This window comes from Ruegeria denitrificans (assembly GCF_001458295.1).
GTDB lineage: Bacteria > Pseudomonadota > Alphaproteobacteria > Rhodobacterales > Rhodobacteraceae > Ruegeria > Ruegeria denitrificans.
On the sequence record NZ_CYUD01000006.1, the window covers coordinates 93,103 to 108,324 of the forward strand.

Here is a 15,222-nt window from a genome sequence, read left to right on the forward strand (position 1 = left end):
ATGGCGCAGATCGCAGAGGCCCGGCCCCTGTGAACAAGAGCGCCTCATGATCCCCCGCTCCGACTGTACATGGAATAGCGTAATGCTGCAGTTGCAGCAACGGTTAGCTTGCCTCAGATGCCGTAGGGGCAGTTTTTCAGCGCTTAGCTACCTGTTTGCTTGGCTTTTTCACCCTTCCATGGGGCCGAGACAGTGGGTGCGCCGAATAAAAACCCCTGCAGGCAGTCCACGCCATTGGCCACAAGGAATTCGGCATCCTTTCTGGTTTCGACCGATTCGGCGGTCACTAGAATTTCAAATTCCCTCGCCACTGCGACCAGTGCCCGGACCAGAGCCTGATTGTCCGGGTTGTCGGCAATTCCGCGGACGAACTGCCCATCAATCTTGGCAGCATCGAACAAAAATTCGCGAAAATGGCGGAAGCTGAAATTGCTGGCCCCGAAATCGTCCAGCGCAAAGGCCACGCCGCGCGGTTGCAGCCGGTCCATGAAATCAATCACCAGTTCGGGCACTGTCATGGCCGAGCTTTCCGAAATCTCAAGAATCAGCCGTTCGCCTACACTGGAGTCCTTTTTCAGAAAACGTTCCATCACCCGGGAATATCGCGCATAGCCGATCGAGCGCGCGGACATGTTGATGGACAGGCGAATGTCGGGGTTTTGGGTCAGCGTTCGCAGTCCCATTTCAAGCGCGACGCAATCCAGATCTCGACCGATGGGGGTGTTTTCAAGCTGTGGCATGAAATCGCGCGCGGGGATGACCCGCCCGGTTTCGTCCAGCACCCGGATGAACCCTTCGTAGAATGCCACGCCAAATGGTTGATGGGCCTGCATGACAGGCTGAAAGGCCAGTTTGCACTGTTTGTGCTTCACCGCATCAGTCGCCATCTGAACCGAGGATTCGTCACGGGACGTGACGGCCGCGTTCAGCGGGCTTTCAGTACCTTCGGGCACATCTGCTTGTTTTCTGTCCCGCATGTCCTTGCCAAGCCCCCTAACGTCGACGGTCAGGGTCTCATTTCAAGGTAAAGGTATGAATCTGCGGTTAAGAGGGGTGAATTTGCCCACCGTTAGCGCGCGGTTTCCCAGACGCGCCCCAGCGCAGCCGCCGCGCTGACCACGGCGCCCATGAAGCCTAGCGCCAGCATGACAAAACCCAATGCAACAATAATTGAGGGACCGCCCGTCAGTGCCGTCAACATGGCCAGAGCCAGACCGATCAAGCCAAGTGCGGTCGATACTGTCATCAAACGGGTCATGGCGGCCTCCGGTTACTCGAAACGGGTCACATCCGCTGAATATGGAATGTGAAATCCCGATTTCAAGGAAACGGGGAATCGGACCGGCGGATTTAAGCCTGTTTTGCCTGCGTATTGGGCGCTTTGGTCTCGAATTGCTCGAAACCAGGCGTCCCGCGGTCTTCGGGATGGCGCGCCAGGTGCCGGGCTTTGATCTGTTCCGAGCTTTCGCGGCTGCCATCATGGCTGTAGCCCGGCGGAGCAAAGCAATAGGCAAGGCGTTCGCGCAGGGTCAGCCCCGGTTGGGTCACGTCGCGCCAGATACCAACCCATTCGTGAAAGGCCACACGCAGCGGGTTGAACGTGCCGATATTGTGCACCAGTCCAAAGTCGACGCGATCGTCTTCTTGTTCGGGCACGAAGGTGCCGAACAGTTTGTCCCAGATGATGAAAACCCCGGCATAGTTGCAATCCAGATAGCGCGCATTGCGGCCATGATGGGCGCGGTGGTGGCTGGGGGTGTTCATTACCGCCTCGAACCAGCGGGGCATTTTGCCAATCGCCTCGGTGTGAATCCAGAACTGGTAGATCAGGTTCAAACCGCCGCAGAACAGCACCATCGCCGGATGAAACCCCAGCAGGATCAGCGGCGCGCGCACCACCATCATGAAGGTGAACGTATAGGTCCAGGTCTGCCGCAGCGCTGTGGTCAGGTTGTAGTGCTGCGAGCTGTGGTGGTTAACATGGCTGGCCCAGACCCAGCGAATGCGGTGGCCGAAGCGATGCACCCAGTAATAGCGCAGATCATCCAGTACAAAGCACAGGAGGATCACCGGAATCGAGGTACCAAGGTTCAGCGGCGTGATCTGCCACAGCCACATGAAAAAGCCATAGGCGATGAACCCCAGCACTAGGCCCGAGGCGATGTTCCCCGCCCCCATCACCAGCGAGGTCACGGCATCGCGGGTCTCATACCGTCCACCTTTGCCCTTGAAAGCGATCCACAGGAACTCGGCCAGAATGGCAGCAATAAAAAAGGGTACTGCCCACTGCACGGCGTCGGGAAAGCTCACTTGGTCGGTCATGCAGGGTCCATCAGGTTTTGCCAGTGTGGGCGTTCAAAATCGTCAAGGCGGATGAGAGCTTTGGGCGTTCCGAAGTCGTGAAAAACAATCTCGAAGCCCTCGGGGTGGTCGATCCAGTCGAAATCCAGCAGGTGACGTGCCACCGTATCGGCGCCAAAGGACCACAGCAGCCCATTGCCGGTCTCGGTCCGGATCAGGGCGGACCGCTTGTCATGAGCGATTGTAATGTCAATGATTACGTCGTCCGGTGCATGGCGCAGCCATTCCGAACGTGCCGTCTGTGGGGTCAGTTCACGCACGCGGGATCGTCCTGACAGATGCAACATCACGGTTATCCCGACGACGCCTCCGATCACCAGAACCAGAAGTATTTCAAGCGGCATACTTTCCTCCCGCCCGACAAACTGCAGGGTGGTGACGATGCTGTCAAAGGTGGCGTGGCGTCAGCCAGTTTCGAGCGAGTCCAGGATTTCGTGCTGCACCACGCGTTGCACAAAGGGCACTAGCCCGTCGGGCCCCGAGGCCCTGTCTTTCAGGTGGATACAGATATCCGGCCGGCGTGCCGCGATTACGCCGACCAACTCGCCGCGGATATTGTCATCCAGACCGGCCCCCATGATTGCACAGACAATCCGGGGTTCGGCATCCAGTTGCCGTCGGACCTCCTCCTGATCATGCGCGCCCAGCCATTGGATCGGCATATGATCCAGACGCCGGGCCACGTCGCCGATGACATTCGGCAAGCGGCCGATCAACAGAACCACTGGTTTCATTGTCGCCTCCTTTCAATTGAACCCGGTCAAAGGTTTTGCCAAGAGAGAGGTAAGTATAGCACGACAATGTTCGGAATGATTTTGAGTTAGCTGCCCATCGAACTGGAATGTATCTTTGAAGAATGTGCTTTTTGTCTGTGGTAAAGCGCGGATGCGCAGCCCTACGGCCGCCGACATAGTGGCTAAATGGCCGGGCTACTGCACTGATTTTGCAGGTCTCAGCCGGGATGCTGATGAGAGACTCTCATCTGATCACATTGAGTGGGCGGATGTGATTTTTGTAATGGACAGGCGTCAGAAAAAGCGTCTGTCGAATCAATTTGACGATATTTTAAGGGACACCAAGGTTGTTGTTCTGGGTGTCCCCGATCGATTTGACTACATGTCGCCAGAATTAGTTGCTTTCATGATGCCAAAGTTGAAGCAAGTTCTGGTTGCCCCGGCTTAGCTTTCAGTGCCTACCAGCGTCGCGATAATCGCCTTGGCGCTTTCGGAATTCCATTCCGCATCACCAATCAGCCGGGCTATTTCCTGACCTTCGGGGTTCAGGATGACCGTGATCGGCAGCGCGACGACGCCAAACTCACGCGCGGCGGCTGAACCGGGGTCCTGATGGCGGGGCAGGTTGTTGATGCCGTTTTCCTCGAAGAACTTCTTGATCCCGGCGGGCGAGTTGCGCCCAGTGGCGAGGGTAAGAACCTCGAACTTGTCGCCGCCGAATTCTTCCTGCAGCTCGGCGATCTGCGGCATTTCTTTGCGGCATGGTGCACACCAGGTCGCCCAGAAATTCACTAGAACATATTTACCTGCATAATCCTCAAGTGTGCCAACACCGCCATCGTCTTCCAGCTGGAATTCGATTGTCTTGGCGGCCTTGGGTTCAGAATGCAGTATCAGGCGTTTCAGGGTGCCGTCGCGCAGCGGACCAAGAGTTTCGGCATCCGTGGCCAAAGCCGCGTTTGCACCCAGCGCAAGGGCAAGATAAAGGGGGATCAGACGAAATAGGCGCATATCAACTCCGGGTTTTCTTACATGACCGATCAATCTTCGAACCAGATGTGGGGCGGCCGCTTTGCCGCAGGTCCAGACGCGATCATGGAGGCAATCAACGCCTCGATCGGGTTCGATCAGCGGATGGCAGCCCAGGACATCGCAGGCTCGCGCGCCCATGCCGCCATGCTGGCCGCCACAGGCGTTATAACTGATAGTGACGCACAGGCCATTCGGGAAGGGCTGCTCACCGTTTTGTCAGAAATCCAGAACGGAGAATTTCAGTTCTCGACCGCGCTGGAAGACATCCACATGAATGTCGAAGCACGCCTGAAAGAGGTGATCGGCGAGCCCGCAGGCCGTTTGCACACAGGCCGGTCGCGTAATGACCAAGTCGCGACCGATTTCAAACTGTGGGTGCGCGATCAACTGGACGCTGCGGAATCGGGCTTGTTGGCCCTGATCCGCGCGCTTTTGGCGCAGGCCGAGGCCGGTGCCGATTGGGTCATGCCAGGCTTTACCCATCTGCAAACCGCGCAGCCGGTGACATGGGGCCACCACATGATGGCCTATGTCGAGATGTTTGGCCGTGATCTTTCACGCGTCCGCGACGCGCGCGCACGAATGAACGAATCCCCACTGGGGGCGGCTGCGCTGGCGGGTACGTCCTTCCCCATCGACCGCCAAATGACGGCCGAGGCGCTGGGCTTTGATCGCCCCGCCGCAAACTCTCTGGACGCCGTAAGCGACCGCGATTTTGCGTTGGAATTTTTGTCCTCCGCCTCGATCTGCGCCGTCCATTTGTCGCGCTTTGCAGAGGAACTGGTGATCTGGTCCTCGGCCCAGTTCCGGTTTGTCACGCTGTCCGATCGCTTCTCGACCGGTTCGTCAATCATGCCGCAGAAAAAGAATCCCGATGCGGCGGAACTGATCCGCGCCAAGGTGGGCCGTATCTATGGCGCCAACACTGCGCTTATGATGGTGATGAAAGGCCTGCCGCTGGCCTATTCTAAGGATATGCAGGAAGACAAGGAACAGGTCTTTGACGCCGCGGACAACTGGATGCTGGCGCTGGCGGCGATGGAAGGTATGGTCAAGGACATGACCGCCAACCGTGAAAGCCTTGCCGCCGCTGCCGGGTCTGGTTTCTCGACCGCGACCGATCTGGCTGACTGGCTGGTGCGGGTGCTGGGCCTGCCGTTCCGCGATGCGCACCACGTTACTGGTTCACTAGTGGCCATGGCCGAAAGCAAGGGCTGCGACCTGCCAGACCTGACGCTGGAAGATATGCAATCGGTCCATGCGGATATCACCGATGATGTCTATTCTGTCCTTACCGTCCAAAATTCGGTAAACTCGCGCCAGTCCTATGGTGGCACCGCTCCGGATCAGGTACGTGCCCAGGTCAAGCGATGGAAGGCGCTGGTATGATGCATATACTCCGTGTGGTCCTGCTGATTGTGGCCGGGTTCGCCTTGGCTGCCTGCGGTGCTGATGGTGAGCCAATCCAACCCACGATGAGCGCCAATGTCGGAGTCGGCAGCAGTGGCACCCATGTCGGCGGTGGCGTTGGTTTTCGGCGCGGTGGGCTAGGTGTTTACCTGGGGATTTAAATCTCAGAGGTAATCGCGTTTCACCTGAACCGCGCTCTGTTTTTCGTTTAGTTGGCTTGACGCCGAATTTCTTGGACTAAGATGACAATATGAAAATTTTTGGCCTGATCCTGACTCTAGCAGTTCTTGCGGCCTGCGAACCTTCGCACAATTCCCGCCCCGAGCCCGAGGCGAATTCGGGCAGTTCTGGCGTTTCCGTCTCGGGCTATGGCCGGGTCGGCGTTTCCGTCACCAACTGACCGACCGCCACCGAATGTGCGGAAGCCATTGATCCGCAGGTCCGTTTTGGTCTAAGCGCGCAGTCATGGATCACTTTCTCTACCGCGACGGCGCGCTTTACGCCGAGGATGTCCCAATCTCCGAAATCGCTGCTGCGGTCGGAACCCCGTTTTACGTTTATTCGACGGCGACTCTGTTGCGCCATTTCCAGCTGTTCGATGATGCACTGGAAGGAACCGACCACCTTGTCTGCTATGCGATGAAGGCGGCCAGCAATCAGGCAATCCTGAGGACGCTGGCGCAGGCGGGCGCAGGGATGGACGTGGTTTCGGGCGGGGAATACCTGCGCGCCAAGGTGGCGGGTGTGCCGGGTGACAAGATCGTGTTCTCGGGAGTAGGCAAAACCGCGGATGAAATCCGGGCTGCGCTGACCGGTGGTATCCGCCAGTTCAACGTCGAATCCGAGCCTGAGATGGAAGTGATCAACGCAGTTGCGCTGGAATTGGGTGTGGTCGCGCCGATCACCGTGCGGGTGAACCCGGACGTGGATGCCAAGACCCACGCCAAGATCGCTACTGGTAAGTCCGAAAACAAGTTCGGCATTCCCATCACCCGTGCGTCCGAGGTTTATGCTCATGCAGCGACCTTGCCGGGGCTCGAGGTGATTGGCATCGACGTCCATATCGGCTCGCAACTGACCGAGCTGGAGCCGTTCGAACTGGCTTATACCAAAGTCGCCGAGTTGACCGAGCAACTGCGTGCCGAGGGCCATAACATCCGCCGTCTTGATCTGGGCGGGGGCTTGGGCATTCCTTATACCCGCGCCAACGACGCACCGCCGCTGCCGGTGGAATATGGCGCGCTGATCAAGAAAACGCTGGGCCATCTGGGCTGCGAGATCGAGATCGAACCGGGCCGCCTGATCGCGGGTAATGCTGGTTTGATGGTCAGCAAGGTGATTTATGTGAAATCCGGCGAGGGGCGCGATTTCCTGATCCTCGACGGGGCCATGAATGATCTGATCCGCCCTGCGATGTACGAGGCGTATCACGATATCGTTGCCGTGCAGGAACCCGCGCCGGGCGTTGAACAACAGCCCTATGATATCGTCGGCCCTGTGTGTGAGACCGGCGATACGTTTGCAAAACAGCGCAATATGCCGCCGCTTGCGCCGGGCGATCTGGTCGCCTTTCGCAGCGCCGGAGCCTATGGGGCGGTGATGGCCAGCGAATACAATACCCGCCCCCTGATCCCCGAGGTTTTGGTCCATGGGGATCAATTTGCAGTTATTCGTGAACGGCCGAGCTTTGACGAAATCATAAACCGCGATACCATACCCGGGTGGCTTTGACGCGATAACCGCGCGGGCCCGCTCAGGAGGCCTGCCTTGACCGCAAGACATAACCTGCCGATTCCAAGACTGTCTCTGTGGCTGACGCATGCAGGGATGCTGGCCGAGCAGGTTTTGCGCGCCTTTTGGCCTTTTTTCTCAATTTTCATGGCAATTCTGGCCGTTTTGATGCTGGGATTGCAAGATCATGTCCGTGTCGAAATGGTCTGGGCTGCGGGTGCTATCGCTGCGATTGCCGTGATGGCGACGCTGGTTTGGGGTTTCAGGCGATTCCACCTCCCCAGCCGGGCCGAAGCGCTGATGCGGTTGGATGCGTCATTGCCGGGGCGCCCGATTCAGGCGCTTATGGACGATCAGGCCATTGGGGCAATGGATGCGGAATCGGTGGCTTTGTGGCAGGCGCATCAAACGCGCATGGCGCAACGCGCTGCGCAGGCCGAGCCTGTCAAACCGGATTTGCGATTGGCTGACCGTGATCCCTATGCCCTGCGCTACTCTGCCTTGCTGGCGCTGGTGATCGCAGGACTGTTCGGGTCTTTCTGGCGCATTGGTTCCGTGGCCGAAATGACTCCGGGCGCAGCCATAGCCGGACAAGGGCCTAGTTGGGAAGGCTGGGTGGAGCCGCCGCGCTATACCGGATTGCCGACACTGTACTTGGCGGATCAATCCGGCACGACGTTGTCAGTGCCGCAAGGCAGCCGCATCACCCTGCGCTTCTATGGAGAGGTTGGTGACCATAGCCTGACCGAGACGACTTCACCAATAGGTGCTGAGAGCGCATCCGAGCCGGAACAGGATTTTGTCGCCACCCGTTCGGGTCAATTGACAATTGATGGCCCGGCAGGTCGCGATTGGGCCGTGAATGTCATTGCGGATACATCACCGAAGATCGCTGTGGCCGAAGATGCCGAGGCCGAAGCAGGCGGACGCATGAAGCTGCTTTTTGCGGCAGCGGATGATTATGGCGTAGTCTCTGGCTCGGCCGTGATCGCGCTGGACCTGCCCGAGGTCAGCCGCCGTTATGGTCTGGCCACGGCGCCCGAACCACGCGATGTTATCCAAGTAGAACTGCCGATGCCAATCATCGGCGACCGGATGGATTTCAACGAAGCCCTGATCGAGGATTTCTCACAGCATCCATGGGCGCATCTGCCGGTAAAGATCACCCTGACCGCGCGGGATGCAGCAGATCAGGACGGTCATTCTGAACCTTATCAAACCAACTTACCTGCGCGGCGCTTTTTTGATCCGCTGGCCGCAGCGGTGATCGAACAGCGGCGCGATCTGCTGTGGGCGCGGGACAATGCGACCCGGGTGTCTCGGATCCTGCGTGCGGTATCGCATTTGCCCGAAGGTTTCTTCCGGTCCGAAACCGCATATCTGCGTTTGCGCGTGACTCTGCGGCGGTTGGAAATGTTCGACGACTATGGGCTGACGTTGGAACAACAGGAAGAAATTGCCCAGGCTCTGTGGGATCTGGCGATTATCATCGAAGAGGGCACGCTGGCTGATGCGCTGGAGCGCATGCGTCGCGCGCAGGAGCGCCTGTCCGAGGCGATGAAGAACGGCGCCACCGATGAGGAAATCACTGAATTGATGCAAGAGCTGCGCGAGGCAACGCAGGACTACATGCGCCAATTGCAGCGTCTGGCGCAGGAAAATGGTGAGTTTGACCAGAACCAGCAAAGCCAGAACGACGATGCCCTGCAGATGACGCAGGATGACCTGCAACGGATGATGGACCGCATTCAGGAACTGATGGAACAGGGCCGCATGGCTGAGGCGCAGCAGGCGCTGGAAGAGTTCCAGCGGATGATGGAGAATATGCGCGTCACTCAGGGCCAGGGTCAGGGTCAGCAATCCGAGGGCGAACAGGCGATGGAAGGGTTGGCTGAAACCCTGCGTGAACAGCAGGGTCTTAGCGATCAGGCCTTCCGCGATTTGCAGGAACAGTTCAACCCGGGCGCTCAGGCGGGCGAAAGCCAGGGCAACGAAGGCCGCAACGGCGGTCAGGGCCGTGGGCAAAGCCACGAAGGCCAGGGCGGTCGAGGTTCCGATCAAGACAGCGACGGTGAGCAAGGTCAGGGATCACTGGCTGACCGCCAGCAAGCCCTGCGCGATGAATTGGGCCGCCAGCAGCAGAACTTGCCCGGAGCGGGTACGTCCGAAGGCGACGCCGCGCGCGATGCGTTGGGCCGGGCCGGGCGGGCCATGGATGAGGCCGAGAATGCGCTGCGCAATGATGATCTGGCCGACGCGATCGACAGCCAGTCCGAGGCGATGGAAGCCCTGCGCGAAGGTATGCGGTCCCTGGGTGAGGCATTGGCCCAAAATCAGCAGAACCAACCGGGCCAGGGGTCGCAAGAAGGTGATATGCAGGCCAACAGCCGCGATCCGCTTGGCCGCAGCCCGGGCGCAAACGGGTCGATTTCGACCGATGACAGCCTGTTGCAGGGCGAAGATGTCTATCGCCGTGCACGCGAATTGCTGGACGAAATCCGTCGCCGTACCGGCGATACGGACCGTCCTCAGATCGAATTGGAATACCTCAAGCGGCTGTTGGAGCGGTTCTAGGCCCGCCCGATAACCAGTTTAGTTCTGCGCGGTCCCCGAGGTCTGCGCCTCAAGCCACAACCGCGCCTGATCTACCATTGACACATAAGGGTCCAGGATCGGCTCGGCCTGTGGTACAGCCTCGCTGATTTTTTGGGCGTTGCTGTAAACCAGCAGCAGAATGATGCCGACAATCAGGATTAACGCAAATCCGCGTGCAAAACCGCCCGACTTGCGTGGTGCAGGTTCTTCGTCCACTCCCATGATGTCATCGCTGCGTAGGCTGGAATTGATCGCCTCAACATCCGGTAGAGCGTCTTTCTGGCCCGCATCTTCGGCGGTTTCCGTGGCCGTCAGTTCCTTGACGGCGTGTTCGGGATCAGGCTCCGGAGGGGTATCGAGTGCCAGATCCGGCTGGGTTTCAAGACTACCACCTTCACGGGCGCGCAGGTCAGCTTCGCGAGCGGCTTCCTCTTTGAGGATGCTGGCAACTGCGGGGTCGACATTACCGGTCGCAGCAGGTTTTTCCGGTTCTGGAGCGGGCTCTGGGCTGCTTTCCACATTCACGTCGGCGGCAAATGCTTCATCTACCGGCGTGGGCGCAGGTTCTGAGGCTTTCTCCTGGTCCGGCTGCTCTTCAGCTGCGGGTGTGGGTGCGGGTCGATCCGGATACTTGTCCTGAAACCAGGTGTTCTCGCAACTTGAACACTGAACATCGCGGCCCTCTTCCGGGATGACCTCGTCTGGCACCTCATATTGGGCACTGCAATTAGGACAAGTAAGACGCATGCTGCCTCCTGGTCGGGACCTCGACCTGATAATAGTTTTTTCAGGGATGATATTCCGTTAAGACCTGACCGCAAAGGGTGTTTTCGGTTTCGGAATACAATTGTCACCAATTCGACCCGGTGCAGGCATTGAAACCACAACCGCGCTAAGGCAAGAAGAGCGGCAATTAGAACGGGGGCCCCTGTGATCGAGCTGGAAAATGTCAGCTACACCTATGGTGGTGGTGAATTGCTGAGCAACGTGTCCCTGCGGCTGCAGCCGGGCTCGTTTCACTTTCTGACCGGCCCTTCGGGCGCGGGTAAGACCACTTTGCTCAAGTTGTGTTACGGCGCGCTGTTATCCACATCCGGACGGCTGAGCGTGTTTGAACAGGACGTTGCCCAACTGGATCGCGATCAGATGGCCCTGTTGCGCCGCCGGGTTGGCGTTGTGCATCAAGATTGTCGGTTTCTGGATCACATGACCCTGGCCGAGAACGTTTCAATGCCATTGATGGTGTCGGGGCGATCAGAATCCGCGCTGCAGGACGATCTGGCCGATTTGCTGACATGGGTCGGTCTGGGCACGCGGCTGGGCGCGTACCCTCCTGAACTGTCTGGTGGCGAGCGTCAGCGTGCTGCGCTGGCCCGTGCGGTGATCCTTTCGCCCGATGTGGTTCTGGCCGATGAGCCCACAGGCAATGTAGATTGGGAAATGTCGCAACGTCTGCTGCGCCTGCTGGTCGAACTGAACAAGATGGGCAAAACAGTGTTGATCGCCACCCATGACCTGAGCCTGATCCGCGCCGCCAAAAGCCAGGTGCAGGCGCGGGTACTGCGGATCTCGCAACGGCAGGTCCAGCTTGCGGGGGCCGACCTATGAGCAAGTGGACGATCCGGAACCTGCTAAAACGAGATGCGCGCGCTGACAGGGTGGTGCCACCCACAGGTTATACTGCGCATCTGACCCTGTTCGTATCTGGCGCGATGGCTTTCCTGGCCGTGTTTGCACTGGCGCTGGCACTGGCATCCGGGCGGCTAGCCGACCGTTGGGCAACCGAATTGGCCGGGGCCGCCACGCTGCGGATCAACGCACCGGCAGACCAGTTGGCAGCTCAAACTGAGGCAGCGCTGACGGTGTTGACTCAAACGCCCGGTGTTGCGTCAGCACGGGCGCTGACGGCTGAAGAACAGGCTGCTTTGTTGTCGCCTTGGTTCGGATCGGACCTACCGTTGGATACGTTGCCCGTTCCACAACTGATCGAGATTGTCGAAGGTGAACCCGGTCTGGACACGACCGGGCTGCGTCTGCGATTGGGGGCCGAAGTCCCAGGTGCAGTGCTGGACGACCACACCCGCTGGCGCGAGCCGCTGGTGGATGCGGCGATGTCGCTGCGCCGACTGGGCTGGGTTGCGATCCTGCTGATAGGCGGCGCCACGGCAGCGATGATCACGCTGGCCGCCAATGCCTCACTTGCCGCGAACGCGCAAATCATCGAGGTGCTGCGTCTGGTCGGGGCCCGCGATGGCTTTATCGCTCGTGCCTTTGTCCGGCGCTTTACCTATCGGGCGTTCTTTGGGGCGGTCGTCGGGGTTCTACTAGGCATGACCGGCGTTTTACTACTGCCCGAAGCTTCGGACGAGGGCGGGTTTCTAACCGGTCTGGGTTTTCAAGGGATTGGCTGGCTGCTGCCGGTGCTGATCCCTCTGTTGGGGGCGGCGGTGGCCTTTCTGGCCACTTGGGCCGCAGCCAGCCGTAAATTGAAGGAGCTTTCGTGATGGCCACAGCGTTTCAATGGGTGCGCTCTTTGATCTTCATGATCGTGATCTATGTCTGGATGCTGATCCTGGGCATCGTGTTTGCCCCTTTTGCCTTGTTCAACAAACGTGGCGCGCTGCGGGCCTGCAAGACCTATGCCCGCACGACCCTGTGGCTGGCGCGCTGGATGGTCGGCATTCGGTCTGAGGTACGCGGAACGGTGCCGGTGGACGAAGTGGTGATCGGCGCCAAGCACCAGTCCTTTCTCGACATCATCATCATTTTCGATGCCATCCCCCACGGCAAATTCATCATGAAGAGAGAGTTGCTGTGGACCCCAGTCATCGGCATGTACGCCCGGCGTCTGGGTTGTATCCCGGTCGATCGCGGCAAAAAGGGCGCGGCCGTGGCCAAGATGGTCAAAGACGTCGCCAAAGAGTTTACCGAACCCGGTCAGTTGGTGATCTACCCCCAGGGTACACGCGTTGCACCAGGGGTTCAGAAACCTTACAAAGTGGGCACAGCAGTTCTTTATGAAGGACTGGGATTTCCCTGTGTCCCGGTCGCGACAAATGCCGGTGTTTTTTGGCCGCGCACGGGTGTTCTGCGCAAGCCGGGTTTGGCGATTGTGGACTTTCTTGATCCGATCGAGCCCGGCGTTGCGCGCAATTCGTTTCTAGGTCGATTGGAAGACGTAATCGAAACGCGTTCCGATGCATTGATGAAAGAAGTGGGGTTTGATCCGGATGGAGTTCATTGAGGATATCGAAACGCTAGAAGGGCTCTATCGCACACCTGGTGCGCCCTCATTGCGGAAGGTGGTTCACAGCCTGACGCCGCTTTACCGCAAATGGATCATGACCTCGCGGCTGTGCATTCTCAGCACAGTAGGGCCCGAAGGTGTCGACGGCAGCCCCCGGGGCGATGATGGCCCGGCGGTGTTGGAACTTGATCCGCACACACTGGCCTTGCCGGATTGGCGCGGGAATAACCGATTGGATTCGCTGCGTAATATCGTGCGTGATCCGCGCGTGGCGTTGATGTTTTTGGTGCCGGGGTCCAACAACGTGGTGCGCGTGAATGGAACGGCCCGGTTGACTGCGGAAGCTGACCTGCGTGTCCGGTTTGAGAAACACGGCAAACAGCCTGCTACGGTTATTGTTATCAAAATCAACGAGATCTACACGCAATGCGCCCGTGCATTGATGCGGGCCAAAATCTGGACTTCGGGCGATGAAACCGCTGACTTGCCCAGCATTGGCGCGATTCTGGCCGAGGCCAGCCAGGGTGAAGAAGGTGGTGAAAGCTACGATTCAGAATGGGCGGCACGCGCGGCGAAAACGATGTGGTAACGGGGGCTCGGCTTCTTCATTGAGCGTTAGAATGTCCCGGAGCGCGAGGCTTAGCCTCGCGAACTCCGGTTGGTTCATTGCTGTCCTACGAGTGGATCGGACCGTCACCACAAGCCAGCGCAGCCTCACGCACCGCTTCCGAATAGGTCGGGTGGGCGTGGCAGGTCAACGCCAGATCTTCGGCTGAAGCGCCAAATTCCATCGCTACACAGACCTCGTGAATCAGATCGCCCGCTGCCGGGCCGATGATGTGACAGCCCAGAATGCGGTCGGTGTCCTTGTCGGCCAGTATCTTCACAAAACCATCGGCGGCAAAGTTCGCTTTGGCGCGGCCGTTGCCCATAAACATGAACTTGCCGACCTTATAGTTGCGGCCCTGCGCTTTCAACGTCTCTTCGGTTTCGCCCACATTGGCCACTTCGGGCCAGGTGTAGATCACGCCGGGAATGACACCATAGTTCACGTGGCCATGCTTGCCTGCAACCTGCTCGGCAGCGGCCATGCCTTCATCCTCGGCCTTGTGAGCCAGCATCGGGCCTTCGGTGACGTCGCCGATGGCGTAGATGCCCGGCACGTTGGTCTGCCAGTCTGCGCCCACCTTGATCTGGCCGCGAGGGGTCATTTCGACACCCAGTGCGTCCAGCCCCAGCCCGTCCGAGAACGGCGCGCGCCCGGTCGCGACCAGCACAGTATCCGCGTCAATCACATGTTCGCTGTCATTCTTGCGCAACTTATAGGTCACCTTGGCCTTGGTCTTGGTGGCTTCGGTCTTTTGCACCGCCGCACCCATGACAAACTTGATGCCCTGTTTCTTGAGGATGCGCTGGAAGGTCTTCTGCACCTCTGGATCCATGCCCGGGGTGATCACGTCGAGGAATTCGATCACCGTGACCTCAGCGCCCAGTCGCTGATAGACCGAGCCCAGCTCCAACCCGATCACACCAGCACCGATGACGACCATCTTTTTCGGAATCTTGCCCAGCGACAACGCCCCGGTCGAGGTCACGACGACTTTCTCATCCACCTCAACACCCGGCAGCGAGGACGGTTCGGACCCGGATGCGATGATGATGTTCTTGGCCGAGTGAACCTCGTCCCCCACCTTGACCTGACCTGCGGCGGGGATCGCCCCCCAGCCTTTCAGCCAGTCGATCTTGTTCTTTTTAAACAGGAACTCGATGCCTTTGGTGTTCCCGTCGATGGTCTCTTCCTTGTAGGCCTGCATCTGTTTCCAGTCGACCGAGGGGCTTTTGCCCTTCAGACCCATCTTGGCAAAGTTATGCTCGGCCTCATGCAATTGATGAGAAGCGTGCAGCAGCGCCTTGGACGGGATACAACCAACGTTCAGACAGGTGCCGCCCAAGGTTTCACGCCTTTCGACAACGGCGGTTTTCAGGCCCAGCTGGGCGCAGCGGATGGCGCAGACATAGCCGCCGGGGCCGGCGCCGATAACGATGACATCATAATTTGCCATTTTACTCTCCTAAGTCGACCGGAATGACCGGTGGCTGCATGATCCACAG

General features: G+C 58.9%; 18 protein-coding genes. 10 read left to right on the forward strand and 8 right to left on the reverse strand.

Annotated elements, in window-relative coordinates; translation table 11 throughout:
* Positions 1-143 precede the first annotated feature (143 nt).
* The 5 genes from RUE5091_RS10575 to RUE5091_RS10595 form a co-directional block, all read right to left on the reverse strand.
* Positions 144-977: an EAL domain-containing protein gene (locus tag RUE5091_RS10575; RefSeq protein ID WP_058281883.1), complete on the reverse strand. Its 834-nt coding sequence runs from the start codon at positions 975-977 to the stop codon at positions 144-146.
* A 92-nt stretch (positions 978-1,069) separates the two neighbouring features.
* Entirely contained in the window at positions 1,070-1,258 is a 189-nt protein-coding gene (locus tag RUE5091_RS10580; RefSeq protein ID WP_058281884.1) for a hypothetical protein, read from the reverse strand.
* A gap of 92 nt (positions 1,259-1,350) precedes the next feature.
* Positions 1,351-2,322, reverse strand: coding sequence for a sterol desaturase family protein (locus RUE5091_RS10585; RefSeq protein WP_058281885.1), 972 nt, complete (start codon positions 2,320-2,322; stop codon positions 1,351-1,353).
* Positions 2,319-2,705 (reverse strand): hypothetical protein, encoded by a 387-nt coding sequence (locus RUE5091_RS10590; protein WP_058281886.1) that lies wholly within the window; start codon positions 2,703-2,705, stop codon positions 2,319-2,321. The genes RUE5091_RS10585 and RUE5091_RS10590 overlap by 4 nt, the downstream gene beginning before the upstream one ends.
* A 60-nt stretch (positions 2,706-2,765) precedes the next feature.
* Positions 2,766-3,095, reverse strand: a complete 330-nt coding sequence (locus RUE5091_RS10595) for a hypothetical protein (RefSeq protein ID WP_058281887.1) — start codon at positions 3,093-3,095, stop codon at positions 2,766-2,768.
* 124 nt (positions 3,096-3,219) lie between these two features.
* On the opposite strand from RUE5091_RS10595, the gene RUE5091_RS10600 reads away from it, so the two are divergent.
* Positions 3,220-3,543 (forward strand): phosphotyrosine protein phosphatase, encoded by a 324-nt coding sequence (locus RUE5091_RS10600; protein ID WP_243470766.1) that lies wholly within the window; start codon positions 3,220-3,222, stop codon positions 3,541-3,543.
* On the opposite strand, the gene RUE5091_RS10605 is transcribed toward RUE5091_RS10600, so the two are convergent.
* Positions 3,540-4,106 carry a TlpA disulfide reductase family protein gene (locus tag RUE5091_RS10605; protein ID WP_058281889.1) on the reverse strand — a complete coding sequence of 189 codons (567 nt, stop codon included), beginning with the start codon at positions 4,104-4,106 and terminating at the stop codon, positions 3,540-3,542. The genes RUE5091_RS10600 and RUE5091_RS10605 overlap by 4 nt on opposite strands.
* A 21-nt stretch (positions 4,107-4,127) precedes the next feature.
* On the opposite strand from RUE5091_RS10605, the gene argH reads away from it, so the two are divergent.
* The 5 genes from argH (at position 4,128) to RUE5091_RS10625 (ending at position 9,842) form a co-directional block, all read left to right on the forward strand.
* Complete coding sequence (argH, locus tag RUE5091_RS10610; RefSeq protein WP_058281890.1) at positions 4,128-5,516, forward strand: argininosuccinate lyase; 1,389 nt, start codon at positions 4,128-4,130, stop codon at positions 5,514-5,516.
* Positions 5,513-5,698 carry an argininosuccinate lyase gene (locus RUE5091_RS10615; RefSeq protein ID WP_370732170.1) on the forward strand — a complete coding sequence of 62 codons (186 nt, stop codon included), beginning with the start codon at positions 5,513-5,515 and terminating at the stop codon, positions 5,696-5,698. Before argH ends, RUE5091_RS10615 begins: the two co-directional genes overlap by 4 nt.
* A gap of 89 nt (positions 5,699-5,787) precedes the next feature.
* On the forward strand, positions 5,788-5,937 hold the full coding sequence (locus RUE5091_RS23245; protein ID WP_165590764.1) for a hypothetical protein: 150 nt from the start codon (positions 5,788-5,790) through the stop codon (positions 5,935-5,937).
* Positions 5,938-6,002: 65 nt separating this feature from the next.
* A complete protein-coding gene (lysA, locus tag RUE5091_RS10620) occupies positions 6,003-7,268 on the forward strand; it encodes a diaminopimelate decarboxylase (RefSeq protein WP_058281892.1) in 1,266 nt (421 codons plus the stop codon).
* Positions 7,269-7,304: 36 nt separating this feature from the next.
* The gene (locus tag RUE5091_RS10625; protein ID WP_058281893.1) at positions 7,305-9,842 is read left to right on the forward strand and encodes a TIGR02302 family protein; all 2,538 of its coding nucleotides are present in this window, start codon (positions 7,305-7,307) and stop codon (positions 9,840-9,842) included.
* An 18-nt stretch (positions 9,843-9,860) separates the two neighbouring features.
* On the opposite strand, the gene RUE5091_RS10630 is transcribed toward RUE5091_RS10625, so the two are convergent.
* Positions 9,861-10,610: a zinc-ribbon domain-containing protein gene (locus RUE5091_RS10630; RefSeq protein WP_058281894.1), complete on the reverse strand. Its 750-nt coding sequence runs from the start codon at positions 10,608-10,610 to the stop codon at positions 9,861-9,863.
* A gap of 183 nt (positions 10,611-10,793) precedes the next feature.
* Between RUE5091_RS10630 and RUE5091_RS10635 the strand changes: the two genes are divergently transcribed.
* Genes RUE5091_RS10635 through RUE5091_RS10650 form a run of 4 tightly spaced genes read left to right on the forward strand, consistent with a single transcriptional unit; the run spans position 10,794 to position 13,699 of the window.
* On the forward strand, positions 10,794-11,471 hold the full coding sequence (locus RUE5091_RS10635; protein WP_058281895.1) for a cell division ATP-binding protein FtsE: 678 nt from the start codon (positions 10,794-10,796) through the stop codon (positions 11,469-11,471).
* On the forward strand, positions 11,468-12,367 hold the full coding sequence (locus RUE5091_RS10640; protein WP_058281896.1) for a cell division protein FtsX: 900 nt from the start codon (positions 11,468-11,470) through the stop codon (positions 12,365-12,367). The genes RUE5091_RS10635 and RUE5091_RS10640 overlap by 4 nt, the downstream gene beginning before the upstream one ends.
* Positions 12,367-13,107: a lysophospholipid acyltransferase family protein gene (locus RUE5091_RS10645; protein ID WP_058281897.1), complete on the forward strand. Its 741-nt coding sequence runs from the start codon at positions 12,367-12,369 to the stop codon at positions 13,105-13,107. Before RUE5091_RS10640 ends, RUE5091_RS10645 begins: the two co-directional genes overlap by 1 nt.
* Positions 13,094-13,699, forward strand: coding sequence for a pyridoxamine 5'-phosphate oxidase family protein (locus RUE5091_RS10650; RefSeq protein ID WP_058281898.1), 606 nt, complete (start codon positions 13,094-13,096; stop codon positions 13,697-13,699). Before RUE5091_RS10645 ends, RUE5091_RS10650 begins: the two co-directional genes overlap by 14 nt.
* 85 nt (positions 13,700-13,784) lie before the next feature.
* Here RUE5091_RS10650 and lpdA read toward each other — a convergent pair whose 3' ends face one another.
* Positions 13,785-15,173 (reverse strand): dihydrolipoyl dehydrogenase, encoded by a 1,389-nt coding sequence (gene lpdA, locus RUE5091_RS10655; protein WP_058281899.1) that lies wholly within the window; start codon positions 15,171-15,173, stop codon positions 13,785-13,787.
* Positions 15,174-15,222: the final 49 nt, after the last annotated feature.